Annotated in this window: 27 protein-coding genes and 4 tRNA genes; 23 read left to right on the top strand and 8 right to left on the bottom strand. The window is 52.1% G+C overall.

The window, feature by feature from the left end; genetic code table 11:
- The first annotated feature begins 2 nt into the window (after positions 1 to 2).
- From leuD to NQF86_RS04530, 4 genes are all read left to right on the top strand, one after another.
- A complete protein-coding gene (gene leuD, locus NQF86_RS04545) occupies positions 3 to 665 on the top strand; it encodes a 3-isopropylmalate dehydratase small subunit (protein WP_266116383.1) in 663 nt (220 codons plus the stop codon).
- Positions 662 to 1,771, top strand: coding sequence for a 3-isopropylmalate dehydrogenase (leuB, locus tag NQF86_RS04540; RefSeq protein WP_266116382.1), 1,110 nt, complete (start codon positions 662 to 664; stop codon positions 1,769 to 1,771). Before leuD ends, leuB begins: the two co-directional genes overlap by 4 nt.
- 85 nt (positions 1,772 to 1,856) lie before the next feature.
- Positions 1,857 to 3,059 carry a pyridoxal phosphate-dependent aminotransferase gene (locus NQF86_RS04535; RefSeq protein WP_266116380.1) on the top strand — a complete coding sequence of 401 codons (1,203 nt, stop codon included), beginning with the start codon at positions 1,857 to 1,859 and terminating at the stop codon, positions 3,057 to 3,059.
- On the top strand, positions 3,059 to 4,264 hold the full coding sequence (locus NQF86_RS04530) for a pyridoxal phosphate-dependent aminotransferase (RefSeq protein ID WP_266116379.1): 1,206 nt from the start codon (positions 3,059 to 3,061) through the stop codon (positions 4,262 to 4,264). The genes NQF86_RS04535 and NQF86_RS04530 overlap by 1 nt, the downstream gene beginning before the upstream one ends.
- 46 nt (positions 4,265 to 4,310) lie before the next feature.
- On the opposite strand, the gene NQF86_RS04525 is transcribed toward NQF86_RS04530, so the two are convergent.
- Positions 4,311 to 4,826 carry a thioredoxin family protein gene (locus NQF86_RS04525; RefSeq protein ID WP_266116378.1) on the bottom strand — a complete coding sequence of 172 codons (516 nt, stop codon included), beginning with the start codon at positions 4,824 to 4,826 and terminating at the stop codon, positions 4,311 to 4,313.
- 160 nt (positions 4,827 to 4,986) lie between these two features.
- Between NQF86_RS04525 and NQF86_RS04520 the strand changes: the two genes are divergently transcribed.
- Positions 4,987 to 5,316 carry a hypothetical protein gene (locus NQF86_RS04520; RefSeq protein WP_266116377.1) on the top strand — a complete coding sequence of 110 codons (330 nt, stop codon included), beginning with the start codon at positions 4,987 to 4,989 and terminating at the stop codon, positions 5,314 to 5,316.
- Here the strand turns inward: NQF86_RS04520 and NQF86_RS04515 are convergent.
- On the bottom strand, positions 5,313 to 5,708 hold the full coding sequence (locus NQF86_RS04515) for a DUF423 domain-containing protein (protein WP_266116376.1): 396 nt from the start codon (positions 5,706 to 5,708) through the stop codon (positions 5,313 to 5,315). The genes NQF86_RS04520 and NQF86_RS04515 overlap by 4 nt on opposite strands.
- Positions 5,709 to 5,818: 110 nt before the next feature.
- Here NQF86_RS04515 and NQF86_RS04510 point away from each other — a divergent pair, with 110 nt between their 5' ends.
- From NQF86_RS04510 to NQF86_RS04500, 3 genes are all read left to right on the top strand, one after another.
- A complete protein-coding gene (locus tag NQF86_RS04510) occupies positions 5,819 to 6,370 on the top strand; it encodes a DUF4142 domain-containing protein (RefSeq protein ID WP_266116375.1) in 552 nt (183 codons plus the stop codon).
- A gap of 291 nt (positions 6,371 to 6,661) precedes the next feature.
- Positions 6,662 to 7,204 (top strand): hypothetical protein, encoded by a 543-nt coding sequence (locus tag NQF86_RS04505; RefSeq protein WP_266116374.1) that lies wholly within the window; start codon positions 6,662 to 6,664, stop codon positions 7,202 to 7,204.
- 24 nt (positions 7,205 to 7,228) lie between these two features.
- Positions 7,229 to 8,386 carry a glycosyltransferase gene (locus tag NQF86_RS04500; RefSeq protein ID WP_266116373.1) on the top strand — a complete coding sequence of 386 codons (1,158 nt, stop codon included), beginning with the start codon at positions 7,229 to 7,231 and terminating at the stop codon, positions 8,384 to 8,386.
- Between the two features lie 15 nt (positions 8,387 to 8,401).
- Here the strand turns inward: NQF86_RS04500 and NQF86_RS04495 are convergent, their stop codons facing one another.
- Positions 8,402 to 9,844 (bottom strand): glycosyltransferase, encoded by a 1,443-nt coding sequence (locus NQF86_RS04495; RefSeq protein WP_266116372.1) that lies wholly within the window; start codon positions 9,842 to 9,844, stop codon positions 8,402 to 8,404.
- A gap of 43 nt (positions 9,845 to 9,887) precedes the next feature.
- Complete coding sequence (locus tag NQF86_RS04490; RefSeq protein WP_266116371.1) at positions 9,888 to 10,685, bottom strand: glycosyltransferase family 8 protein; 798 nt, start codon at positions 10,683 to 10,685, stop codon at positions 9,888 to 9,890.
- A gap of 183 nt (positions 10,686 to 10,868) precedes the next feature.
- On the opposite strand from NQF86_RS04490, the gene NQF86_RS04485 reads away from it, so the two are divergent.
- Entirely contained in the window at positions 10,869 to 12,788 is a 1,920-nt protein-coding gene (locus tag NQF86_RS04485) for a glycosyltransferase family 2 protein (RefSeq protein ID WP_266116370.1), read from the top strand.
- A 74-nt stretch (positions 12,789 to 12,862) separates the two neighbouring features.
- On the opposite strand, the gene NQF86_RS04480 is transcribed toward NQF86_RS04485, so the two are convergent.
- Positions 12,863 to 13,465: a hypothetical protein gene (locus NQF86_RS04480; protein WP_266116369.1), complete on the bottom strand. Its 603-nt coding sequence runs from the start codon at positions 13,463 to 13,465 to the stop codon at positions 12,863 to 12,865.
- Between the two features lie 166 nt (positions 13,466 to 13,631).
- Between NQF86_RS04480 and ispH the strand changes: the two genes are divergently transcribed.
- The 8 genes from ispH (at position 13,632) to NQF86_RS04440 (ending at position 17,362) form a co-directional block, all read left to right on the top strand.
- Entirely contained in the window at positions 13,632 to 14,654 is a 1,023-nt protein-coding gene (gene ispH / locus NQF86_RS04475; RefSeq protein ID WP_266116368.1) for a 4-hydroxy-3-methylbut-2-enyl diphosphate reductase, read from the top strand.
- 6 nt (positions 14,655 to 14,660) lie between these two features.
- The gene (locus tag NQF86_RS04470; RefSeq protein WP_266116367.1) at positions 14,661 to 15,611 is read left to right on the top strand and encodes a homoserine kinase; all 951 of its coding nucleotides are present in this window, start codon (positions 14,661 to 14,663) and stop codon (positions 15,609 to 15,611) included.
- Positions 15,604 to 16,095, top strand: a complete 492-nt coding sequence (gene rnhA, locus NQF86_RS04465; protein WP_266116366.1) for a ribonuclease HI — start codon at positions 15,604 to 15,606, stop codon at positions 16,093 to 16,095. Before NQF86_RS04470 ends, rnhA begins: the two co-directional genes overlap by 8 nt.
- A 71-nt stretch (positions 16,096 to 16,166) precedes the next feature.
- Positions 16,167 to 16,242 (top strand) — tRNA-Asn (locus NQF86_RS04460).
- 139 nt (positions 16,243 to 16,381) lie between these two features.
- A tRNA-Asn gene (locus NQF86_RS04455) sits at positions 16,382 to 16,457 on the top strand.
- A 144-nt stretch (positions 16,458 to 16,601) separates the two neighbouring features.
- Positions 16,602 to 17,108, top strand: coding sequence for a xanthine phosphoribosyltransferase (gene gpt / locus NQF86_RS04450; RefSeq protein WP_266116365.1), 507 nt, complete (start codon positions 16,602 to 16,604; stop codon positions 17,106 to 17,108).
- An 80-nt stretch (positions 17,109 to 17,188) separates the two neighbouring features.
- Positions 17,189 to 17,265: transfer RNA gene (locus NQF86_RS04445), tRNA-Pro, on the top strand.
- Between the two features lie 20 nt (positions 17,266 to 17,285).
- Positions 17,286 to 17,362: transfer RNA gene (locus tag NQF86_RS04440), tRNA-Arg, on the top strand.
- Between the two features lie 119 nt (positions 17,363 to 17,481).
- On the opposite strand, the gene NQF86_RS04435 is transcribed toward NQF86_RS04440, so the two are convergent.
- Complete coding sequence (locus tag NQF86_RS04435; protein ID WP_266116474.1) at positions 17,482 to 17,673, bottom strand: helix-turn-helix domain-containing protein; 192 nt, start codon at positions 17,671 to 17,673, stop codon at positions 17,482 to 17,484.
- A gap of 529 nt (positions 17,674 to 18,202) precedes the next feature.
- On the opposite strand from NQF86_RS04435, the gene NQF86_RS04430 reads away from it, so the two are divergent.
- The 6 genes from NQF86_RS04430 (at position 18,203) to NQF86_RS04405 (ending at position 23,774) form a co-directional block, all read left to right on the top strand.
- Positions 18,203 to 18,583 (top strand): hypothetical protein, encoded by a 381-nt coding sequence (locus NQF86_RS04430; protein ID WP_266116364.1) that lies wholly within the window; start codon positions 18,203 to 18,205, stop codon positions 18,581 to 18,583.
- Positions 18,584 to 18,896: 313 nt separating this feature from the next.
- A complete protein-coding gene (locus NQF86_RS04425; protein WP_266116363.1) occupies positions 18,897 to 19,805 on the top strand; it encodes a glycosyltransferase family 8 protein in 909 nt (302 codons plus the stop codon).
- Positions 19,806 to 19,878: 73 nt separating this feature from the next.
- Positions 19,879 to 20,508 (top strand): hypothetical protein, encoded by a 630-nt coding sequence (locus tag NQF86_RS04420; RefSeq protein WP_266116362.1) that lies wholly within the window; start codon positions 19,879 to 19,881, stop codon positions 20,506 to 20,508.
- Between the two features lie 106 nt (positions 20,509 to 20,614).
- The gene (locus NQF86_RS04415) at positions 20,615 to 21,259 is read left to right on the top strand and encodes a hypothetical protein (protein WP_266116361.1); all 645 of its coding nucleotides are present in this window, start codon (positions 20,615 to 20,617) and stop codon (positions 21,257 to 21,259) included.
- A gap of 11 nt (positions 21,260 to 21,270) precedes the next feature.
- Positions 21,271 to 22,323, top strand: coding sequence for a glycosyltransferase family 32 protein (locus tag NQF86_RS04410; protein WP_266116360.1), 1,053 nt, complete (start codon positions 21,271 to 21,273; stop codon positions 22,321 to 22,323).
- Positions 22,324 to 22,538: 215 nt separating this feature from the next.
- A complete protein-coding gene (locus tag NQF86_RS04405) occupies positions 22,539 to 23,774 on the top strand; it encodes a glucoamylase family protein (protein WP_407652854.1) in 1,236 nt (411 codons plus the stop codon).
- Here the strand turns inward: NQF86_RS04405 and NQF86_RS04400 are convergent.
- Positions 23,771 to 24,346: an isochorismatase family protein gene (locus NQF86_RS04400; protein WP_266116359.1), complete on the bottom strand. Its 576-nt coding sequence runs from the start codon at positions 24,344 to 24,346 to the stop codon at positions 23,771 to 23,773. The genes NQF86_RS04405 and NQF86_RS04400 overlap by 4 nt on opposite strands.
- Positions 24,343 to 25,704 carry a hemolysin family protein gene (locus NQF86_RS04395; protein WP_266116358.1) on the bottom strand — a complete coding sequence of 454 codons (1,362 nt, stop codon included), beginning with the start codon at positions 25,702 to 25,704 and terminating at the stop codon, positions 24,343 to 24,345. Before NQF86_RS04395 ends, NQF86_RS04400 begins: the two co-directional genes overlap by 4 nt.
- Positions 25,705 to 25,747: the final 43 nt, after the last annotated feature.

The following is a 25,747-nucleotide window of genomic DNA, read 5'->3' as shown; positions in this document are numbered from 1 at the left end:
TCATGGAAAAATTTACCCGTCTGACAAGCGTTGCTGCGGCTCTGCCACAGGAAAATGTGGATACGGATCAGATTATTCCGGCTCGCTTCCTCAAGACTATTCAGCGTACTGGTCTGGGTAAGCATCTCTTTGCAGGTCAGCGTTACGATGCTAAGGGCAATGAGAATCCCGATTTCGTGCTGAACAAGCCAGCCTATCGCAAGGCTGGTATCCTGATCACGCTGGATAACCTTGGCTGTGGTTCATCTCGTGAGCATGCACCTTGGGCATTGCTGGATTTCGGCATACGTTGCGTGATTGCTCCGAGCTTTGCAGATATTTTCTACAATAATTGCTTCAAGAACGGCATCCTGCCGATCCGTCTGTCTCGTGAGCAGTGCCTTGCCCTAATGGACGATGCCAGCCATGGCGAAAATGCCCGCCTGACGGTTGATCTGGAAAAGCAGGAAATTCATCGACCGGATGGTGAGGTCATTTCTTTCGAGATGGACCCGTTCCGCCGTCAGGTTCTTCTGGAAGGGCTGGATGATGTGGCCCAGACCCTGAAGAACCATGAGCAGTCTATCCGTGAGTTCGAGGCACGGCCTTCCCGTGCATGGATCCCATCCACGAAGCAGGCAGGGCGCCCGCAGAGCGTGATCGGTGCCAAGGGAGAGCAGGCATGAGTGCAAAACAGAAAATCCTGCTGCTGCCGGGTGACGGCATCGGCCCGGAGATCATGGAACAGGCCGTCAGGATCATTGACTGGCTGAAAGCCGAGCGTGGTCTGAATGTGGAGCTGTCCGAGGATGTGGTCGGTGGGGCCTCTCTGGCCAAGCATGACGTGCCGATCCGGGATGAGGTGATCGCCAAGGCCAAGGAGGCAGATGCCGTTCTGTTTGGTTCCGTTGGTGACCCGGCATGGAAAGATGTGCCGTTCGATCGCCGTCCGGAAGTTGCCATTCTGCGTCTTCGCAAGGAACTGAACCTGTACGCCAATCTGCGTCCGGCCAAGCTGTTCGACCCGCTCCTGTCCGCTTCCGCCCTGAAGCCGGATGTCGTGCGTGGGCTGGACCTGATGATCGTGCGTGAGACGGTCGGTGGCGTCTATTTCGGTGAGCCTCGTGGAATCGAGACCCTGCCGGATGGGACAAAGCGTGGCGTGAATACGGAAGTCTACACGACTGCCGAAATCGAACGTGTGGCTCGTGTGGCGTTTGATCTTGCCCGCCTGCGTAGTGGCCGTGTCTGCTCTGTGGAGAAGGGCAACGTCATGGAGAGCGGTCTGCTCTGGCGTGAGGTGGTCACGGACCTGCACAAGCGTGAGTACTCCGATGTGACGCTGATGCACATGCTGGCTGATAACTGTGCCATGCAGCTCGTGCGTGATCCCCGCCAGTTTGACGTGATGGTCACGGGTAACCTGTTTGGTGATCTGCTGTCTGACCTTGCTTCCATGCTGACCGGCTCTCTGGGGATGCTGCCATCCGCTACGCTAGGCACACCGGAAGGAACGGATAAGCAGGCAGCGTTGTACGAGCCGATTCATGGCAGTGCGCCGGATATTGCCGGGAAGGGCATTGCCAACCCGCTGGCGCAGATTCTGTCTCTGGCCATGATGCTGCGCTATTCGCTGGATCGTGGTGAGGATTCCGAGCTGATCGAGCAGGCTGTTTCCAATGTTCTGGCCTCCGGGCTGCGGACGGCAGATATTGCTGCTGCCGGGGAAGCCCGTGTCAGCACGGCGGAGATGGGGGCTGCGGTCCTGAAGGAACTTCAGAAACTCGCCTGATCTTCGGGTGATTGTGTTATGAAATGCCATGCGCCCGCCTGTGTTTCACGGGCGGGCGTTTTGTTGAGATGTAAGAGGAACAGACATGTCACTCGCTGCTGAACGGATGGGGCGTATCCTGCCAAGCCAGACCATCGCCATCACGCAGAAGGCCAGAGCCCTGAAAGCGGAAGGGCGGGACGTCATCAGCCTTTCTGCTGGTGAACCGGATTTTGATACGCCTGATTTCATCAAGAAAGCAGCGATTGAGGCCATCCAGCGGGGTGAGACAAAATATACCGATGTTGCTGGTACGCCAGCCCTTCGCAAGGCCGTGGCAGACCGGCTGAATGCTGATTTTGGTCTGGATTACCGGGCAGAAGAAATCTGTGTCTCTACGGGGGGCAAGCAGGTCATCTATAATGCCATGGTGGCAACGCTGAATGCGGGTGATGAGGTTGTCATTCCCGCCCCGGCGTGGGTGTCCTATCCTGATATTGTGCAGCTGGCGGATGGTAAGCCGGTTATCGTGCCGACTTCCTCGGAGACAGGATTCCGCCTGACGGCGGAGCAGCTGCGGAAGGCTATCACGCCTCGTACACGCTGGCTTGTGTTGAACTCTCCCTGTAACCCGACAGGCAGCGCCTATTCCCGTGAGGAACTGAAGGCCCTGACGGATGTTCTGCTGGAGTATCCGCAGGTCTGGATTCTGACAGACGATATTTACGCCAAACTGACCTATGAGGGACGGGAAGCCTGCACGGTCGTGCAGGTGGAACCTCGCCTGCGGGACAGGACCCTGACGATGAATGGCGTCAGCAAGGCCTATGCCATGACAGGCTGGCGCATCGGGTTCTCTGCCGCCCCCGTGGCTTTGACGAAAGAGCTCATCAAGTTGCAGGGGCAGAGTACTAGCAATGCCTGTTCCATCGCTCAGGCCGCAGCACTGGCAGCGGTGTCCGGCCCGCAGGACTTCATCGGGGAGATGGTGGCCGTCTATCAGAAGCGGCGTGACCTCGTGGTGGATGCCCTGTCTGCCGTTCCGGGACTGTCCTGTGCTCGGCCGGAAGGGGCTTTCTATGTGTTCGTGTCTGTCCAGCAGCTTCTGGGCAAGTGTACGGCAGGTGGGCATGTGCTGGAAAGTGACGAAGACTTCGTCAAAGCCATGCTGGAGGAAGTCGGGGTCGCTGCCGTTCATGGCACGGCGTTCCTGCTACCGGGTTATTTCCGTGTGTCTTACGCTACCAGTACGGAGCTTCTGGAAGAAGCCTGCCGCCGTATTGCCCGTTTCTGTGAAGGGCTGGTCTGATGTTCAAACCTGCGGAACGCCTGGCTACGTTGCCGACACCTGCCACCATTGCCATGGCCGCCCGTGCCCGTGAGCTGAAGGCGCAGGGCAAGCCGGTCATTTCTCTGGCTCTGGGGCAGCCTGATTTTCCGTCTCCTGCGGCAGCTCTGGAAGGGGCCGTAGCGGAGGTAAAGGCTGGTCATACTGGCTATCCGCCCATTCCCGGCCAAAAGCCGTTATTGGAGGCGATTGCCGAAAAGTTCCGGCGGGATAACGGGCTGGATGTGTCTCTGGATCAGCTGATGGTCTGCAACGGGGGCAAGCAGGCCATTTTCAATGCCTTTATGGCGTCAGTGGATGCAGGGGATGAGGTGATTGTCCCGGCACCTTACTGGGTCAGTTATCCGCTTATTGCCCGTATGTTTGGCGGTGTGCCGGTGGAAATTGCCTGCCGGGAGGAGGATGGTTTCCGCCCGCAGGCCGAGGCTATCCGGGCTGCCATCACGCCCCGGACCCGCTGGCTTGTGCTGAACTTCCCCAATAATCCGACTGGTGCGATTTTGGAGCGTGCCGATCTGGAGGCGATTGCTGCCGTGCTGCGGGATAACCCGCATGTCTTGGTGATGAGTGACGAGATTTATGAGCATCTGACATTTGATGGTAAGCATCACCTGTCTTTGCTCAATGTCGCTCCAGACCTTGCTGATCGTATCCTCATCATCAATGGCATGAGCAAGGCCTATGCCATGACAGGCTGGCGGGTCGGGTTCGCCTGTGGTCCCGTGCCGCTCATCAAGGCGATGATCAAGGTGCAGGGGAATACGACATCGGGCATCTGTACGCTGGCGCAGGGCGGCTCTGTCGCCGCTTTGAAAGAAGATATTGCCGGTGTGCAGGCCATGCGGGAGACGTATGAGCGGCGGCGTGCCCTTGTAGTCGGTGCGTTGCGCCAGATTGAAGGGCTGAGCTGTGCCATGCCGCAGGGGGCTTTCTATGCTTATCCCGGCCTGTCAGCCCTGATTGGCAGGACATCAGCCGGTGGGCGTGTGCTGAGCGATGATGTGGCCTTTGCGGAGGCCCTTCTGGAAGAAGCGCATGTGGCGACAGTGCCGGGTTCTGCTTTTGGGTATGGGCCGCATCTGCGTCTGTCTTTTGCAGCGTCTGATGCAGAGCTGAAAGAAGCCTGCCAGCGTCTGGAGCGTTTCGTGCAGGGCATCATAGGCTGACGTGAAGGGCCATTTCTCTCCATCAGGTAGAAATGGCCCTTTTGTTTCAGGGGCGCTGGTTCCATTCATTCAGCAGGGTGATGACGGATTGCGGGGCCATCTGGCGGGCCGAGCCGAGGGTGAGGGTGCCATCAGGATTCAGCAGGCGGCCTTGAGGGGTGAGAATAAGAACAGTTGGTACGGCTTTGATGGTCACGCCATATTGCTGGGCCAGCTCCATGTTGGTGTCCAGATGCCCAACATTGACGGGCACGACAACGAAATGCTCCGATAGCCACTGGCTGACTGATGGTACGGCAAAGATGCCCGCAAGGATGCGGCAGTCCGGGCACCAGTTTCCACCGAAATCAAGCAGAACACGGCGGTTTGTTTTGGCAGCTGTCAGAAAGGCTTCATGGACCTGCTTGCTGGCGAGTTCAGCAGGGGGGTAGGGCTCATGGGCAGGTGTGATGCTGGCAATTTTGCTGATGTCCGGGAGAGGTGCCTGAGGCTGTGCTGCATGGGCAGCAGGTAGAGCAAGGGCCATACCTGCAAGGACAAGGGCGGAAAGAGGGAAACGCATGAAGTAAAACCTCCTGTAAGTGGGGAAAGTTATGAGGGACTGTCTCATATTGTTAGCTGAAAGGTAACAATGAGACGTTAAACAGACTAGTTGAGATGTGTTGTTCTTGATAACCAGCCAAGTCCTGATTAGGGTGAACGCTCGATCTCAGAAGGATGGTATGCTTGTGGCAAGACGGAAACGGCCAATTTTTTCCAGTTCTCCACGGAAGGAGATTTCAGTCCTCTCGACTTTGGGGCGGATGGTCACTCTGCTTGGGCTGACTGTTATCTTTCTTGCGCTGGTCCGGTTCTATCGTCCTGCTACCCATGTCATACAGTACGTTGCTGGGACGTCTCTCTGGCAGCGGCTTTACAGCCTGTTTCATGTTGAGACGGCTTTGGGGCGGGAGCAGCTTCTCCTGATGGGTATTGTCCTGTCCTGTTTTTGTCTGGCCTTGCTGCTCCAGCTTCTTGGATTGTGGATTCTAGGTCAGTTCAGAAAGCGCTAGGACTGGTTTCGTTTGGGCCGGAACGGCACAGCGGCAGCAACGCACAGCCATGAGAGTATGAGCAGTGTCCCGCCGAATGGCGCCAGTCGGGCCGGGAACAGGATGCCGAATCCATGCAGTGTAACGGGAATGCTGAAAAGGAGCATTCCTGCTGCCAGACCGGCGCATCCGATAGAAATCCGCAGCAGGTTCAGCTGGCGGGAACCTAATGTCAGGGCGCAGAGGGCGATGCCGTGCCAGAGGGCGATATCCGCTGCCATATGCACCATTTCCCGCCCGTGTAGGACAGGAAAGGCGGAGTCCGGCAGATGGGTTGCGATGGCCTGAAAAGCCACGGCGAGACTGGCACTGATGGCACCCAGACTGAAAAGTAATTTGAGGAAAGACGTCATACGGAGGGATAGCTCCTGTCATGAGGCGACATATTGGTTATAACCCGGCTGGATGATGATATGGGGCATTGTCTCAGGTGCCCAGAGAGATGAAAAGAGGGGAACCCTGCATGAAGTATCGTTTCGTGATCTGCACCATGCTTCTGTCGGTTGCGGGGTGTGGCCTAAATCCGCCACCAGCCCCACGGGTTCCGCCTTTGCCCAAGGGGCCGGTAACACCCGTACCGAAATTGGCTGCGGATGATGTGCCGGTGCTCCAGCAGATCAATGCTCATGCGGCTTATATGAAGTCCGTGGCTACACTTGCAGCCACACATAGCGATGATGATCTCATAAAAGGGTTCGCAACTCAGCTTGCCAGAGATTACGACAAGGCGCATGCCTCCGCTCAGAAATTGGCAACGACTTCTAATCTGACATTGCTGGAGAAGCCATCTGCCCTTGAGCAAAAGCGGCTGACCACATTGGGGCGTCTTTATGGGCGGTCGTTTAATAGGACGTTCCTGTATGTTGTGACGCATTCATATACGATGGGAGAGCGGAACAGGCTGGTGCAGGTACAGAAAAATGGCAGCACAACGGATATGAAAAATCTGGCTGGCAGTGCTCTGGACCTGTTGGATCGCTGCCGGATACAGGGCGCTGGGCTGGTTCGGCGTTAAAATGACAGATGAGGGCTGATCACAATATAGCTTAAAAATGTCATAATTTTGACGCTTTCTTAATAGTGTGATAAGAGCTATTGGTTGTTGGGAGTAAAGGGCCCATCATCTTTTCCCCTTCATAAATATCATGGCCCGCTTGTCTGTAATGGCAGGCCGGGAAAGATATTGAGGAAAAGGAGAAGACGAGGGTTCGCCTGTTGTATAGCTTTTTTTTAGATTGTCGAATTGTAGAAAATGCAGGATGAGTCGCCTTTAACAGAACGGTCTCTTCGTGAAGCACTGGAGAGAATGGGAGTCGGTAGCGGGGATGTTGCAACTGTTCCGGGGGGAGCAGGGGGAGCGCGTCACCACGATCACGGTGGCAGGGGGCGTCCTACTCCTAGAAGCAGGTCTTCTCAGCCAACTGTAAGGCGGAGGCGTTTTGCCGGGGATGATACGGTTGTTGTGGAACACCAGTCTCTGGGTCGCTCGTCACAGAAGCGGAATACAACCCGTATCATGGCCACGGCAGAAGCCGGACAGGAGCAGGAACGGCTGAAGCAGAGCCTACAGCGGGAACGGCGCCGGGCTCATGATGCTGAGACGGAGCTTGCTGTCCTGAATGAGCGTATTCGGGCAGTCAACACGCAGATGACCCATCTGCGCCTTCAGGTTGAGGAAGGAAAGAAGGCCATTCAGCAGCGTGATGAGAGCATCCTGCGTCTGCGGGCTGAGCTCCATCAGGCACTTGAGCAGAGGAACAAGCGGCCTGCCGCTCCGGCAAAGCCAAAATCTGTCGTGACAGAGTTTGAGGAGACTGAGCAGGAGCCCGTGCAGTGGTGGACTGACTGACCAATCCCGGTATGATGATCCGTCATGCCTGCCTTGGGGCAGCATGGCGGACGGGACGATCATACGGGGCTGGTGGAGATGACTGAAACAGTCTGGCATGGAGGGGAATGGCAGACAGCCCGCCCGCTGAAAATTGTCCATGTGGGTGACTTCTTCTTCAATCTGAAAAAGAGGGCACCGGGGCAGTTCAGTGTCGGGGGGAAATTGTCCAATGGCCTGATTCGTAATGGCCACCATGTTATAGATTTTCCTTACAGGGATGTAGCTCGTGCCAGCGGCTGGTTTGGCAGCCGCAAGATGGGGCGTCACCATCTGTTTAAGGTTTTGAAGGAGTTTCTGGCGTTCAGTGCGCCAGACCTTCTTCTTCTGGGACATGGTTACATGATCCCGCCTTCTGTTATTGATGAGCTACGGCATCAGCAACAGGGCATGATGGTTGTGCAGTGGAATATTGATGCCCTGTTTGTGGATGATAACGCACGGGACTTTGCAGCACGCCATCAGGTTGTGGATGCTAGTTTTGTCTCTACTGCCGGACCGCTTGTGCGTAAGCTGGTGGGGAGCAGGGGGACGGTCGGGTTTCTGCCTAATCCAGTAGATCGTAGTGTCGAGCGGGGGCAGGCTTTTGCCTTATCGGATACAGAGGCGGATATTTTCTATTCCTGCGGGAATCCCGCTCGTTTGCGAACCATATGCGGTCAGGACTGGCACATGGACCAGTTCTGCGAAATGCTGGAGGAGAAACTGCCACCCTCAATGCGTTTTGCCTATGCCGGGGTGAGAGGGCAGCCTTACGCCAGTGGCCCTCCCTATGCTGCCATGCTGGAACAGAGTGCCATGGGCCTAAATATCAGCCGCCGGGCTGATCATTATCTCTACAGTTCGGACCGGCTGTCGCAGATGATTGGTAATGGACAGCTGGTCTTCATGGAGCGCCAGACGGGGTATGATCGTCTGTTCTCCGAGCAGGAAATGGCCTTCTTCAGCAGCATGGATGAATTGGTGGAACTGCTTACCCAGTATCATAAAGCATCATCAGCCCGTAGGGAGGCTGCCAGAGCGGGATGGCAGCGTTATCATGCCCTTTTCAACGAATGTGCTGTTGCCGATTATCTCATTGGCTATACGCTCGGCACTCTGGATGAAGAAGCCCATTCATGGCGGCACCTGACGCAGATATAGCCCCTGTGGGAAGGGTCATCTGTTCTGGAGGAGCGTGATCCTATGTTTGGAGAACAGGTCTTTCCAGCCAGCCAGTTCTTCTTCAGCTGTACTGTCATCTGGTGTTCTGGTATTGGCGAAGATCATGCGAGGATCGTCAACATAAGCGTTGCCGAAATTGACGAACATGATCCTGAAATCCAGTTCAGGATAACGTGCCGCAATGGCATCCGTCAGGGCCCGGAAATCTGGTGTGGCGGAATGATCGGGGCGGTGCTGCCCTTTATAATAGAGGCCGTCCCGCCAGCTGCGGATAAATAGCACACGCTGGGTTTTGTGGCACAGCTCATCCATTTCCTGAATCATGGAGCGGAAGCGGTACTGTAATGCCGGGAGCTGCTCATGGAACATTTCCACCGAAGCATGAACATGCGCCGGCTTATCCAGACAGTTATGATAGATGGTCAATGTATCACGGCATCTTAGGGCATCATGATACCCATAGAGGCAAGTTGTCGATAACAGTCCGGCAAAATTGTGCTGTAGGAAGGCTGTCAGCGTGTGGAAGGGCACAAGGAACTGATCGAACAATCCTAGCCCAGCCCAGTGAAAATTATCTTTTATGGCTCGGTTGACGATTCCATCGCCGCCAAGGGAGATGATGCTGTTGAAAAGCTGCGGGTCTGATGGTGGCTCCACGGGCGGGCGGGTCAGAGCGGTGGCAATTTCTTCACGGAACTCGAACATCTGTTCATCTGTCCGCCATGGATGGCGATAGAGTGGCTCGTGACGGATGCTGTTGTGAATGGCCTGATTACGCTGAGCAATCTCCGGGTTGCCATGGCTATGTGACGGTAGAGTATCCAGCCCGCCTCTCAGATAGAAAAGCTGGCCTCTCTCTGGGCTGAGATACTGGGATAGCCCGCCATAGCCAGCACGGAGAAAGCGCTGGGTATGCTCGACATGTTCCTCGCCATATTTCTCAAAGCGGACATCAAGGTAGCCGACATAAGACAGGGCTTTGGCATGATACCCAACGCAGAAGGCCTGATGCATGGGGGCAATGAAAGGGTCTTCCGCCGTGCCACTGCCGGATGTGATGTCATTATCAATTTCGATAGTGATTTCCGGCATGTAATTGACATGCCCATAGCGTTCGAGCGCTTCAATCCATGGAAGTTCCCAGCCAAAGGTGGAGGGAAAACAATCATCCTCAAGAATAAGGATCCAGTCGCAGCCTTTTTCTTCCTTCAGATACCAGAGGACACGGTTGCGGTTCCACGAGATACCTTTGTTGCGCCCTGTTACATGAGGAACATTGAGCTGTTTCAGCAAGTCCGGTGTACCATCGGACGATCCATCATCAGCAACCACAAACTCGAACGGTGTTTTAGTGTGGCGGAAGATGCTGGAAATGGTCGTCTGAAGTATATCCTTTCGGTTATATGTAATAATCCCGATGCCGAGCTTGCCAGTCATTAATCATGTTCCTTTTGAGGGATAGCGAAGGGCCTGAGAGCTCTTACGGGAAATGTTTCAATATCTCATTGATAAGGCGGCGGAAATCATCCGTATAGGGGCCGTCCCAGCCGGTCCATGGTTTGGGGCGGCCGGTGAAATGAATGGCGAAAGGATTGGCTAGCCCTTCATCGTAGATTTTTTTCCATTCAGCAGGGAGCGTCTCACTGGCTTCGACACAGCCCGGCCCCCAGCAGACATTCCAGTTCTGATGAATGAAATGAACATGACCGTAAAAGATGCGGTTCAGGATGTCCTGTTCATTCATCCAGAAAAGTGTACTGGCGAGTTGCCCGCATTCTTCTGCTTGAGCAGATGAAATTCTTGCCGTGTTGAAGACAAGAACACCATCCTGAAAGTAATTATCGGAATCCAGTACACCAAGAGCACCACGATGGTAGTCAATCAGGGGCGGACCACCTGCAATAGCCTGCGGTAGTTGAAAGCCGTTTGTCTGGGCAGGGATCAACAGAAGGTCCCGTGTTGCCCCTAGAAGGACATGATTGGGAATGCTGTAATAAAGCAGGCTTGGGCAGGCCCGCAGCAGAACATCGTCATTCACATAAGCGATGCGTGGAAAAGATGCAAAAAAGGTGGGGATGGCCAGCCGGTAAACTGATGACCGGCTTGCAGCCTCAAAGAAGACGGGATTGTAACGCTCCATCCATTCACTGACATCAACAAAGTGAATTTCAGAGCGGTTATTATTAAAAAGGCGCCGGCCAATGGACATGACCTGCTCCGACACGCCCTCATGCAGCATATAAAGCGCAAGCTTTACACCTGGTAAGAGGTTGTTCATTCCTGACAGAATGGTAGCATAGGCGTTAGGAGCGGTGCCTTCAGTCAGAGGCAATGCAAGCGGAGTAAATCCCGCCGGTGCTGGAGGAACAGTTTGCATAGGAAGGCCGGATTATTTAATAGACTTCCTGCGATTATAGAAGCTTTGAAACATGGAATCAACATTGCTTGGGAAGGCATGGGAATGGCTGGTATAAAGTTTCATTACCTCGGAACAGCTCATCAGGGGTGGTTGGCTGTCCGGCGTGCGGATGACGGAATTTGTCATGTCCATTCCGATGAGATGACCCGGCGGGATGAAAATGGTCACCCCGTCTATGTCCCTCTGCTGGCCATGGCCTTGTCAGATCAGCCAGATTATCTGTTTCTTTTCCGGGCTCCTGAGGAGGGGCGGGACGATGTTCCCAGTATCTGGCTGAAGCATTTCTCATATAAAGGCAGCATTCTGCCGTTCTTGCGTGTTGATATTCCACATCATGATGGATGGGTTGGGTTGCGGAACCCGCTTTGCCCCAGCTTGTGCTGTACGGCCCAGCCATGGGGCGGTGGCCCTCAGGTGAATGACCTTCTGGGGGATTGCCATCATATGATGGGCTGGGAGCATTTCCAGCTTCATGAAGTATTACCGGCCGAGCCTTTCCAGACGCTGGGCAAGGCGCTGGCGGCCTGTTTCCGGGCTTCACCATCGGTTGAATATGTCAGGGAGCTCATAGAGGGTTACGAGGGGCCCTATCTGGGATGGGTGCTGGATGCCATGACCCCGATGATGACACGGCCTGACCTGCGGCAGCTTGGAGAGCTGCTTCTGAAAGACCAGCCTCTGCTGGAGAAACTGTGCCGTAAGATGGGTAACAGCATCTGGCGGGAAGCATGGCAGATATTGTCACGGTGGTGGCAGGATAGGGATAGCTCCCGTGCGGCAGAGCGTGGCTGTCCGCTGGGAGATGAGGTGCTGACACGTGGTGACATTAATGCCCCGGCTGGGTTCGGCCAGATAGTTCTCCATACAGCTCGGGCTAGCATAAAGCCCCGCCGAAAAGTCTGTATGATGTCCACGATCCGCAATGAAGGGATCTATGTTCTTGAGTGGATCGCCTATCACAGGAGTCTCGGGGTAGAGCATTTCTTCATTTACAGTAATGATAATAACGACTGTTCAGATGTTCTGCTGAGCGCCCTTCAGGCTGAAGGCCTCATTACCTTTATTGATAATGCCGTGTTGCCGGGTATGTCCGCACAGACCAAGGCCTATGGCCATGGGCTGAATATTCTCCCGGATATTCTGGATTATGAATGGTGCTTCATCCTTGATGGTGATGAGTTCATCACGCTTTCACCTCGCTATGAAGGGATTGCCGATTATCTGAAGTCCTTCTCCCGTTGGGAGTGTGATGCCATTGCCTTGAACTGGAAGTTTATTGCCTCCGAGGTCAATCATGGAGGGCTGTCGGACCTTGTCAAACCGCTGACGCAGCGGAATAGCCAGATCGTATCCCGTGGAGGGATAGGTGAAGGCTGGCGTCTGGTAAAATCTGCTGTGCGTCCCGGCAAGGCGATTCAGTCCCGGCCGCATCATCCTGTCTGGATGTCGGAAGAACGATTCACCTACAGGCAGACGGATGGCTCTATCCATGCCTATCGCAACCCGCCGCCGGGTATCGGGGCTGATCCTGCTTTTGCGGATAGGGGCTTTTTTGATGACCTCTATATTTCCCATTATTACTATAAATCCATTATTGAATGGGTTTGGAAATATGCCCGTAATAGCGGCCTTGATGGCAGCATGTCCTTCGGTGTTGAGCGTTATGCTGATTACTGGGCCAATGCGTTCATCTGTCAGATGAATGACCCGCATGAGGGGGATAATCTGTATCTTCAGCACCGTCTTGCAGGGATGGTGAATGAGCTGATTCGCCTGCGAGGGATCGAATCCATTGCTCTGGCAGAGAATATCGTGCGTTCAACATGGCAGGAGCGTCTTCTGGCACTGTTGGATATGGTGGAAGAAGCTGACGTTGCATCTCGTCTGAAAGAAGAATGGCGGTATGTGCTCGATCCTCTGGCGATTGAGCGGCAGGGCAGTATTCCCCTTCATCAGTTTTAAAGAAAAAGCCCTTCCCGTCATCGACAGGAGGGGCTTTTTTAAGGACGGGTTAGTACGCTGCCCGTAGGTAGATGTTACTGCACATGCTCATGGAACTGGGCGGAGCGGAGATGGGCCCGGTTATAGTCGAGCTCTGCATGATTCAGCTGGAGGCCAATTTCCATGGCGTAGGGGCTGATCTGTGGATTGTTGCCTGTCGGTATGTCGATGAACCGGAGCGGTGTGCTGGTCTGGCTGGTTGAGACTGTAGGCGGCAGCTTGATGGTCTCGGTGAAAATCTTTTTGTCCACGATGTTACCATCCTGAAGGATCGCCACGAAATAGGGGACGGTTACCGTGTCATGATTGGAGGCCGGGCCACGTTCCAGCTGAAGATTCAGGCTGAGGCGGACGCGGGTCATGGGACGTTTGTGGTCGTCACGCGGGCCAGTGCGGCAGTCGCCCCGTACGGCCAGTATGTGGGTGGAGATCAGGCGGTGTGCGGCATCCAGCCCTTTGCCGTCATAGGTGATGCGGTCGGCCACCTGTCCGGGAACATCAAACTTTGGGCAGGCCGGGGCAAAGGTATGGGTCGTATCCGTATCTTCACACCCGCTGAGCAGACCAACAAGCATGAGAGAGCCGAGGCCTGCTGCGAGGCGGGAAAAAGTGCGGGACGAGAGGGAGAATGCAGGCATCGGACTCAGAAAACTCCACAAGAAAATGGTGCAGGACATTGCAGCAGACAGCGATACGGACGATATAAGGGCACAGAATGGTGACGCTGGATAGCCCAGCCCCCTGATATGGGGCCTCACCGAACCGTTTAATATCGTATCGTTCATCGCCTGCCTGGGGAAGATTATGTCAGAACAGACGACGCCTGTAACCTCCAACTCTGCCGCCCCCGGAGCAGATTCAAAAGTCGGCAAGCCGCCATTGAGGATTCTGCTGGCCGGGCCGCGTGGTTTCTGCGCCGGGGTGGATCGTGCCATCCGGGTGGTCGAGGAAGCATTGCGCCGTTATGGGGCTCCCGTCTACGTCCGTCATGAGATCGTGCATAACCGTACGGTCGTGGAAGGGCTGGAGGCCAAAGGGGCCATCTTCGTGGAGGAACTGGATGAGGTTCCGGAAGATGGGCATGTGGTGTTCTCGGCACATGGTGTGCCCAAGTCCGTTCCGGCAGAGGCACAGCGCCGCAACCTGCTTTATTTGGATGCAACCTGCCCGTTGGTCTCCAAGGTGCACCGTGAGGCGGAGCGTCATTTTGCCGGTGGTGGGCCGGAACAGCGGCATATCCTGATGATCGGTCACGCTGGTCACCCTGAAGTGGTTGGTACCATGGGGCAGCTCCCGCCGGGCGCCGTTACATTGATCAACGATGCCCGTGAGGCTGCCGAAGTCCAGCCCAAGGATGTGAATCGTCTGGCCTTCATCACGCAGACGACTCTGTCCGTTGATGATACGGCGGAGATTGTGGATATTCTGCGCTCTCGTTTCCCCAACATTGTGGGGCCACGGCGGGAGGACATCTGTTACGCTACGACTAACCGCCAGATGGCCGTGAAAGAGCTGGCAGCAGAATGTGATCTGGTGATCGTTATCGGTTCGCCGAATTCCTCCAACTCCCAGCGTCTGCGTGAGGTGGCCGAGCGGTCCCTAGCTAAGCGTGCATTGCTTGTTCCTAAGGTCTCGGACATGGATTGGAGCGAGCTGGAAGGTGTGAGAACGCTGGGCATGAGCGCCGGTGCGTCCGCCCCGGAGAGTCTCGTGCAGGAAATGATTGAACAGCTTTCCATTCGCTATGATGTCACGATTGAAGAGCGTATCGTGAAGGAGGAAAATATTAATTTCCGCCTGCCGCATCCGCTTTCAGACGCTGTCTGACCCGTCATGGCCGTTTACACGGATGTAAAGGAGGAGGTCCTGCGGGACTTCCTCGCTCTGTATTCGGTTGGTGAGCTCCGGTCTTTTACCGGGATTGCCGAAGGGATTGAGAATAGTAATTTTCTGGTCGAAACATCTCAGGATCGTTTCATCCTGACGCTGTTTGAGAAAAGAATGAACCCGGAAGACCTGCCGTGGTTTCTGGGGCTTATGAACCATTTGGCTGAGCAGGGCATTGCCTGTCCGCAGCCTATTGCGGCACGGGATGGCATTGTTCTGCATCAGCTGGCTGGTCGGCCAGCCGTTATGGTCAGCTTCCTGAAGGGACATTCTCTGGATGAGATTATGCCTTCCGCTTGCGAGCAGGTTGGTCGGGCTTTGGCCCGCCTGCATGAGGCAGGGCGTAGCTACCGGGCGGAGCGTCCCAACGCTCTGGCACCTCAAGGGTGGGTTGAGCTGTTTGCCCGCTGCACGGATGGCGGTGATGAGAAGATTGCCGCCCTAATTGCTGAAACAGAGTCGGCTCTCGACCATATTGTGACCTCATGGCCAGAGGCGGGACAGCTGCCCTGTGGGCAGATTCATGCTGATCTGTTCGTGGATAACGTGTTTTTCCGGGATGGCAGTTTGTCAGGCGTGATTGACTTCTATTTCGCCTGCACAGACTTTCTGGCGTACGACCTTGCCATCTGTCTGAACGCATGGTGTTTCGAGGAAGATCGGCATTACAGGCAGGATAGGGCCGAAGCCCTTCTGCGGGGGTATGAACAGGTTCGGCCTTTAAGTAAGGCTGAACGGGAAGCTCTGCCGGTTCTCTGTCAGGGGGCGGCCATGCGCTTCTTGCTGACACGTCTATATGACTGGGTCCATACACCAGCCGGTGCGCTGGTCACTCGGAAGGACCCGTGGGCCTACCAACGGCGTCTCATCCATTTTCAGAAGGTATCTCATGTCTGAAGCGCCAGAGAAGGGGGCAGAAGCCCCCATGGCAGAAGTGGATATCTGGACGGATGGCGGATGCAAGCCGAATCCGGGGCCGGGCGGCTGGGGTGTTCTGCTTCGCTATCAGGGGCATGAGCGCACCCTGAAAGGCGGTGAGGCGGAAACGACCAATAACCGCATGGAGCTTACAGCGGCAGCCGTGGCGCTGGAGACTCTTAAGCGTCCCTGTATGGTCAATCTTTATACGGACAGTGCCTATCTTCGTAATGGAATTACACGCTGGCATACGGGGTGGGTGCGCCGTAACTGGCGGAATACGGCTGGGGATCCTGTTGCCAATATGGATTTGTGGCGGCGTATTCTGGAGGCCGCCAAGCGTCATAAGGTAGAATGGCACTGGGTAAAGGGGCATTCTGGTCATGCAGAAAATGACCGTGTAGATCAGCTGGCGACTGAGGGACGTGAGGAACTGGAAGCAGGTTTGCAGGAAGGTTCCTGATTTTTCTTTATAGAAAAAGTAATTAGGGGCTTTACCTGTGCCGGGGCTTTCGGTAAGAAGACACCAGCTGATCCCGAATAGCTCAGTTGGTAGAGCAAGCGACTGTTAATCGCTGGGTCGTAGGTTCGAGTCCTACTTCGGGAGCCAGCTCTTTTCTAAAGTCCGGCCATATGGTGCGGGCTTTTTTTGTGCTTGCCATTTGGTGAGGTACGGAAAATATTTTCCAGTATCCTGAAAAAAAAGGCTTTACCCGTACCAAGGCTTTCGGTAAGAAGGCACCAGCTGATCCCGAATAGCTCAGTTGGTAGAGCAAGCGACTGTTAATCGCTGGGTCGTAGGTTCGAGTCCTACTTCGGGAGCCAGCTCTTTTCTAAAGTCCGGCCATATGGTGCGGGCTTTTTTCATGTCTGCTCCAAAATACATTATCCCGATGGTTCTGCCTGTTCGTGCGATGCAGTATGAGTGAGGGATGACTACATTCTTTAAAGAAAAGGCATCGGCAGATCATGACAGAGGCAGCACAGACGCAGAGCATCAATTACGCTACGGTGACGTGGGATCAGCTGCATTGTGATGCACGTCTTCTGGCGGCAGAATTGATGCGAAAGCATCGGTCATTCCGTGGGATTGTTGCCATTACGCGGGGCGGACTGATTCCGGCTGCCATTCTGGGCCGTGAGCTGGGATGCCGGTTGATCGAAAGCATTTCTGTCGTCAGCTATGAGGGAGAGGAGGGCACGCAGCAGGAGCCCAAGCTGTTGAAGACCGCTGCTGCCGCTGGTGACGGGGAAGGCTTCCTGATTGTTGATGATCTGGTGGATTCTGGCGTGACGGCCCGGTATGTGCGGGAGATGCTGCCCAAGGCCAAGTTTGCCTGCCTCTATGCCAAGCCGAACGGACGTGCTTATACGGACCATTTTGTGACGGAGTTTCCTCAGGATACGTGGGTTTTGTTTCCATGGGACATGGCACCGCAGTTTGTTCCGCCGCTTAGCCGCAGCCATAAGGCATAATTTTTTGAAAAAACACCGTTTTGGGTAAGAAATCCCCTTGCCTGAAAGGGGGAGTGCCTTTAAGAAGGGCCTCACGTCGTCGGGGCGTGGCGCAGCCTGGTAGCGCGCCTGTTTTGGGTACAGGAGGCCCCCGGTTCGAGTCCGGGCGCCCCGACCACGTTGCACAGCAAGGCAAAGGCGCCCTTAGCTCAGCTGGATAGAGCAACAGCCTTCTAAGCTGTGGGTCGCTGGTTCGAATCCAGCAGGGCGCACCATTTCACCAGAAAATTTGAGATACACAGTCCGGTGCATACGCGGTACGCACAGGGATAAGTATATCTTAGTGTGTGATAGTATAGTTCGCATACTATACAGCCCTCTAGAGGGTGGATGGCTACAGTTGCCGGATAATATCGCAAGGATCGGCAGAAATTGCCTCGCAAATCGTTATAAACTCTATGACATCAATGCGTCTTTCTCCAAGTTCATATTTCGAAACAAATGACTGGGGTTTTTTAAGTTTTTGGGCAAGCTCAACCTGTGTGAGGGGTTTTTGTTTTCGTGCTGTAATGAGCAGCCGTAGCATCTTTATGTAACGGTCAGAAAAAATAGATTTCATAAGAGCCTCCGAAAGGCTCTGTAAAAATTAGATTGATAAATATCCCAAAATAGGATATTAAGAGTGTGTAGACGTTCTTGGAGCGGGATAATGATTCTTGCTGAGTAGGATGAAGCAACAGTAGTTTCTGCTAGTCATAAGGATAATAAGGTGCATTTTTTATTTTTGTTTCTACTTTTTTTAAGTATTTTTGACTTATATTTAAGTTTTATTGGTATCCAGGCATGGATAGGAACGTTATTTGCGTGTGTTGCTATTGGAGCAACTATTTTTTGTCGGACTTCAATTGTTTTAGTAATTGGTAGTTATATGGGAGCCGTAAACGTTTTGGGGTGGCCATGGTGGGGTGGTGTCTTAGTGGCGTGTCCTGGGTTGTTGTTCATCTTGCCTCAGATGGTGAAAGAGCTTTTTAGCAGGATGAGATAGGAAAATATCGGACTCATGCTGCTGCCTTTTTTCTTTGAAGAATGATTCCTCAATATCTTGGAGTGTTGTGATGACCGTGCAGAATGGTAGATCTGTAGATAATCTCGCAAAAGAGTTTTCTAGTTTTTTGCGAGATATAACAAAGAGTTGTGAAGTTCTTAGTTATGCTAATCGAGGTATCTTTAATAGATTTTCTTGGGCTTCTGTTGCTGGTAAAGCGGATGGGGCACGAGTGTGGTATAATCGGGCCGTTTTTTCGACATGCGCACCAGAAGATCGGATAACGATGCTTCACAACGCCCGTAAGGGGATCATAATTGTTCGAGAAAAAGCAAAGAAAGAGATGGTTAATAATACACGGTTTCAAGATGTTTCTGGTGATTTATATAAAAAAACAGGTGTTGCTATAGCGACTATAGAATCATTAATAAATAACTGTAAGGATATATAACATGATGTTATCATAAAATCTACAAATGTTTCTAAGGTACGTCTTCTTCGTTGAGTGATTTTTGTATGCTTAGGATGGGTCCAGAAACGATGAAATTGTGTTGGATCCGGATAGAGCAATAGCTTTCTAAGCTATGGGTCGCTGGTTCGAATCTAGTAGGACGTACCGTCTCACTAGAGAATTCATAAAATTATTTCTACAATTTCGTGTGATTCTGTATGAACGGCAGGCTTTGCTCAATGATTCCCATATTGTCAGATCAATTACATTACTATAACTTTACGTTAATATTATCTTAGAGGGGGCGGATTTTATGTCAGAAATTATACCTGTAGTTATTTCTTTTGATGAGAATTATTTGATCCCGGCTCTTATGACAGTTCGGTCAATTATTGATACATGTTCAGATTTATCAAGAATAGAGTTTGTTGTTCTTCATAGGAATCTGGATCAGCGTCATAGAGAAGTATTTGCGCAGATAGTATTTTCTTATGGCTCTATTGTTTCGTTTATAGATTGTACCGAACGTTTTAAAGAACTGACGCATCGTGATGAAAGAAAAAGCGAAGTTTTTCTGATGCTTCTTGTTCCCCAGCTTTTTGCGGACCGTAAGCATGTCATCGTTATCGATACGGATGTGCTGGTGCGTGATGATATCTTGAAGACCGTCCACGAGCTGCCGCATGATAAAAAGCTGGGCGCTGTGAGATGTATGTTGCGGCGGTTGGAAAAGCTTGGGGATGTTGGCGGGCATAACCATTATGCGGCTCATGTTATTGGAATAGAAAAAGTCGAAAACTATTTTAATAGCGGCTTTGTCGTCTTTAATATGCAGAATGTAACAAAAGAAGATGCGGAAGCATGTATATCACTTCTTTCGAAAAAGTGGCAATCTGATGATGAAGCCATATTGAATTATGTATTTCAACATTCATTGCATTTGTTTCCATTGAGATGGAATTTTTATGTGACTTATTGTAATGAGCCTGAAACATATTTTTCATCTTATGTTCAAGAACAGTTTTTGGAAGGACGGGATGACGCGGCGATCTGTCATTTCATCGCGGACTATAAGCCGTGGCGCATGGATACCGGCCTCGCTTATGACAATAAATACAGGCAGGAATACAGGGAGCTTTGGAAAAGCGTAAAAGAGGATTTTATGAAGCAGGCGGCCCTCGTTCTGGGGGGGCGTATGTGGAAGGCCATGAATAGGGTGTGAGGTTTGCAAAAGGATGTCTGAAGGAGTATCGTGAAGAATTGAGGCAGCCTCATTAAATTATGGGAGAGGTTTTATGGATGACAAACGTCTGCAGCGCGTATGGCTGATGGACTGGTTCGGCCAGTTGATTACTCAGCCGGCAGAGAATGCGGGTCTGATTCGTGAGGGGTTCACGCCGGGTGATTACCCGGATACGTTCCTCGTATCTTCATGGCCGATGAAACTTCCTACGAAGATGTCTTTCCGGCATACGGCCTCTCTGGCGCAGGGACTCCCGGATGCCGAGATCATTGAGGCTGGTGAGTCTCTGGTGGCTCTGGAAGACCAGGATTCTGGAAACTTTTTCTCCATCAATCCGCGGACGCAGGATACGCACTGGAATGCTGGTTCCCTCAATGACTGGGAGCGTTTCATCCCGCTGACTAAGGAAATGCTGGATGGTCTTTCTATCCTGCAGGATCATTCCTTTGGTGAAGTAAAGATGGGGGGGCACCCCGCTCCGACCCTCAGATGGCCTTCTGTTGCCGAGAATGTCGGTAACTTTGCTTGGCTGGGTGGTTTTTCCTTCTCCATCACGCGTAACCTGTCCAAGCTGAAGGAAATTGGCAGCACTCCGGCAGGCAAGTCTGTTGAAGTGGTTTTGGCCAGCCCACATGGTGATGTGGCTAAGGTGACGGTTGTTCGTTCTGAGAAAGAACTGTAACTACAAGCCCGTGGTCCCATTTTCATGTAATTGGGGAGTGGGACCATGATGTATTGTTCTGCGTAAGACTTTTATTGCTATATGTGCTAGTTAATAGAAAAGTTTCATGACGAATATATCACCCTCCTTTGAGAATATATGGTTTCTGGATAGTCATGGGCGGGTGCTTTGTTATGCTCATGCGCAGAAGAAGGTGCTCTGCGTTCCTTTTCAGGGATTGTTTGTTGGTGGGTCTATAATGAGCCCGCATCCGCTTCCCAGAAAGTTTTTACCTCAGTGGTACGATATATTTGGGGATATCATCCCTGATGTTGGTCTGAATGTCATTTCCCTTGATGAGAATCTTGTGGCGCTGCAGAGGGAAGGGATATGGGATTATCTTCGCTCTGACCCTGAAGGATGTGATGTATCATTCTCTGGTGATATTGGGAGCCGGGAGAAGTTTTGTCCATTAACCCGTGATGTTTATACCGGGATGCTTCTGTTATCATCTCAGTATATGACGAAGATCGTTTTTCATGGGCATAATGTCGAGCTTCCCAGTCTGTTTTTCCCGGACTTCAATGAGCATAAAATGTTCTGCATAGCGATGGGACGGGTCAGGCTCTCCATTTTGGCTAATCTTGAAAATTTTGCTGATATCGGCCGTCTTTCTGTTGGAGAGACGAAAAGATACTCCTTTGTTGGATACAAGGCCGGGCGCTATTACGATGTGGACGTGACGCGCCTGAAGCAGGGCTCTTTTGAGTAAACGGGGCGTATATGTTCGTATCAAAGTATAACACATATATTACTATTAAAAATAATGAACTATCTCACAACTTTTTGTGCGATTATTATGAAAATGATGCACCACAAATAGCAGATGATGAGTATTTTCGCTCCAGACATTATATGATAGAGTCTATTGGGCATGGTTGTGTCGCACTGAAGCATAATGAATTAGGGTATGTTTCCCTTCAAAGTGATCTTGGTGTTACGCATGTCTGGCACATAGGCGAGTATGAGGCGTTTCGTAAGATTGATCCGTCCATATTGCCGGAGCCTGTTCCTGAGTTTCCGCAGGCAGAGCGTATTGCCAGGAATATTCACCAAATCGGTATTTATGCTGATCATCCGGGTGAATATCCTAAGATGTTCATAGAAAATAGAAATCATATCATTAATCTGAATCAGAGCTTTAATTTCTATTTTTGGTCAGAAGGCGGATTTTACGACATTGAAGAATTTATACAGAGTAAATATGGAAAAGAAGTATTAAGATATTATAGGTCCATCAAACCGGCATATGCTGCAGCACGTTCAGATTTATTCCGCTATTTGTGTCTCTATACAATGGGTGGCGTTTATATTGATTTAAAATCAACTATTTCATACCCATTGGATAAGATATTAAGACCGACAGATCGCTTTTTAGTGTCTTTTTGGCATCATAATGATCGGTGTCATCCAGAGTTGAATTATATCCCTTATGGCGGGGAATATGAGCAGTATTATCTAGTCTGTGCTGCTGGACATCCGTTGATGAGACGGATCATTCAGCAAGTTCTGTGTAATATAACGATATATGATGAGAAGATTTCTGGCATTGCTCAATATGGTACATTGCGCCTGACGGGGCCTGTAATTTTCTCAAAGCTTGTGCATGAATATAGAAAAACCCATGAGGATATGGTGAGACAGATTCATAGCGTGTCTAATGGCATATCATATTCGATATTCAATAATTATGCGAAGCATAAGGTGTTTTCATCGAAAGGAAAGCATTATAGTGATAATAAGACATCGATTGTAGATAAATCACACCTTGTTTGATGGCTAAAATATCCAGGATGAAAATGTTTTCTTGTTTTAAGTATAAGTTTCTTCTCTTTTCTATTCTCTCTATTTGTCTATTTACGTCTGTTACCCAGGCTGAGGAACCAGTTAGGAGTGTCGCGGTTGGCACGCAGCACGAGGCTTTCCTTCAGGACCTGGAACATCGTACGTTTAACTGGTTCTGGGAGACAGCAAATCCCGTTAATGGGCTTGTGCCAGATAGGGCACCACTTCCGCATGGGGCTGCCAGCATCGCTAGTGTGGGCTTTGGGTTGACGGCCTATGGTGTGGGCGTAGAACGGGGCTATATTACTCGACAGCAGGCCGTGGAACGTACGCTTGTGACGCTACGGTTCCTGGCATCTCTCCCTCAGGGGGAGGCTTCCAGCGGTACGGCAGGGTATCGGGGGTTTTTCTATCACTTTCTTGATTCTGAGACGGGATTGCGTGTTGCGGATTGGTCTGAGCTTTCAAGTATAGATACAGCTTTGCTCATGGGGGGCGTGCTGTTTGCCCAGTCTTATTATGACCGAGCAGATGAGCAGGAGACGGAAATCCGTCAGCTGGCAGATAAGCTCTATCGCCGGGTGGATTGGCGCTGGATGAGGGGTGGTAATAGTGAATGGCTGAGTATGGGGTGGATGCCACCGGGCCGTTTTCTGCCAGCTCAGTGGAAAGGCTATAATGAGGGGATGCTGCTTTACATTATGGCATTGGGCGCTCCCGATCATGCTCTGCCGGAAGGTTTATGGGATCGGTGGACAGAAACCCATCAGGGGCAGCAGGGGGATTTTTACGGTCATAACTTCCTGAACTTCGCTCCTTTGTTTGGTCATCAGTATAGTGAGTGCTGGGTAGATTTCCGTAATATTTACGATAAGGCCAGTCGTCAGCGGGGCCGGGATTACTTCCAGAATAGTCGTGAGGCTGTGTATGCACAGCGGGATTATGCTGTGCGTAATCCGGGACATTGGCGGGGTTATGGCGGTGCCGTTTGGGGTTTGACAGCATCTGATGGTCCGGGTGATGCCGAGCGTGAGGTGGATGGTAGAAAGCGCCACTTTATGGCGTATAGTGCCCGTGGAGCTGGAAGGGATTATGTGCTGGATGATGGCACAATAGCGCCGACTGCTGTGGGCGGGTCTGTCGCTTTTGCACCAGAAATAGCCTTGCCGTCTCTTGAGGAGATGAAGCATCGGTATGGTGATGTTATTTATAATAAATATGGTTTTGTAGATGCTTTTAATCCAAGTTTTCAGATCAATCAGGGTTTCTGGGTAGATGGCCAACAGTTGGGAATAGATCAGGGGCCTATCGTGTTGATGATTGAAAATCTGCGAAGTGAATTTGTATGGAATATTATGAAGAAAAATCCCTATATTCGTTCAGGACTTTTGAAAGCAGGCTTTACCGGCGGCTGGTTGTGTAAGGGGAAGTGTGTTCGTTAGTGTGAGACGAGCTTACAGAATGAAATGCCCTCCTTTAAAGAAGAAGGGAGGGCATTAATCCCCGCAGCAGCATTTTGAACAATGATCGTTTCAAATCCGTCTTGAAGCGCATGGCGTGCCGTGGCGATAACGCAGACATCCAGAGCAACGCCGCACAGAAAGACCCGCTTCACGCCTAATCCTTTCAGGAGGGCGGTCAGGCCAGTATCTGTTCCTGCGTCATCATAAAAAGCTGAGTTGGAATCAGCCTTCAAGGCCATGCCTTTGCGAATGATATGCGTGATATGCGTCTGGTCCAGCCCGTCAACCAACGCTGCACCGTGACTGCCAGCAAGGCAGTGGGTGGCCCATAATCCTCCCTGTTCTTTAAAAGAGCAGTGTCCGGCAGGGTGCCAGTCTTGTGAGGCGATAACGGCACGAAATCCTGCTCCGCTCAGTTGATTGATGACAGGCAGAAGGGCAGTTCCACCAGGAACAGGGAGTGCTCCACTAGGCATGAAGTCATTTTGCATGTCTATGATGAGCAGAGCATCCTGTGATGTAATGTCTTCAGCCTGGAGGTGCATGGTCATGAGCGGGGGCCTTTCATGCGTGTGACGAGAAGCTGATTGATGCGGAACCGTTCAACGTCCACGACTTCAAAACGGAAGCCAGCGACTTCAACACGATCGGTCTTGCGTGCCATGCGGCGCAGGCGATGGGTGATGAAACCGGCAATCGTGTCGAATTCAGCATTGTCATGAAAGAGGGGAATATCCAGCTCCCGGATGACATCCAGAATAGGCGCAGCCCCATCAATAAGCCATGAATCATCATCACGGCGAACAATGGCTTGTTCTTCAAATGGATTGGCCAACCCATCCATCAAGGCGCCCATGATGTCCTTATAGGTAATCAGGCCAACGACCAGTCCATATTCATTAAAAATGAGTGCAAACCCCGCTCCGTGTGTATCGAATTGGGCCAGTGTTTCCCAGAGATTCAGCGTATCGGGGAGAGAAAGAACATCCCGGCGCATATTGAAGATCTGCTTGGGGGGCGCTTTTTGCGGGTTGGTCAGTGTGGCAGGTTCGTCCACTACGGCAACCAGTACGTCTTCTGCACGAATGGACCCAACCACTTTATCCAGCGATCCATCGCAGAACGGGTAACGAGAATAAGGACGCACCCGCACCTTGTCACGCTGGCTCTCCAGACTTTCATTCACATCCAGATAGACAATTTCATCCCGGGGCGTCATGGCTGAGGTCACAGAGCGGTTCTGTAACGCCATGACATTCTGAATCATCTGGTGTTCCTGTTCCAGTAGAACACCAGATGCTGTACCCGCTGCCAGAATGGCCCGGAGGTCCTCCGGTGTCACGGCTTCCACCGTGGCTGTGGCAGGAATACGCAGCAGCTTCAGGATGATGTCGGCAATGTGGGAGAAGACCCATACAGCTGGATAAAGCAGCCGGAGGACAAGGGCTGGAAACCAGCCAACAGCCAGAGCGATCTTATCCGGGGCGTTCATGGCTGTGCGTTTGGGCAACAGGTCGGCAAACAGAACAAATAGCCCTGTCACAAGAATAAAGGAGCTGAAGGAGCCGACTTTCTCCGCCAATGGTGCAGACAGGCCCAGATAGTGAAGGCCATCGGCAAAAGGTTCGCTGAGCAGAGCATCGCCAACCACGCCGCCTAGAATACCCACTGCATTAAGACAGATCTGGATGGCTGTCATAACCTGTCCGCTATTGCGGCGAAGACGCAGAAAAGCCCGTGCTCGTTTATTGCCTTCTTTGGCCAGTGCCCGCATGCGGGTTTCCCGTGCTGCGGCAAAAGATATTTCGGAAAGGGAGATGAGAATGGACACCCCAATCAGCACAACCGTGACCAAAAGGCCAGCAATCAGCATGATGAGGGGGTGATGACTTGGTGATGTGGTGGGCATGCGCTCTCTCTATACCCGCCCGACAGGGCAGGCGGTGATGATG

The organism is Bombella pluederhausensis (assembly GCF_026385525.1).
GTDB classification, from domain to species: domain Bacteria; phylum Pseudomonadota; class Alphaproteobacteria; order Acetobacterales; family Acetobacteraceae; genus Bombella; species Bombella pluederhausensis.
The sequence above is the reverse complement of the archived record's forward strand: the minus strand, read 5'-3'. Positions and strand labels throughout refer to the sequence as shown.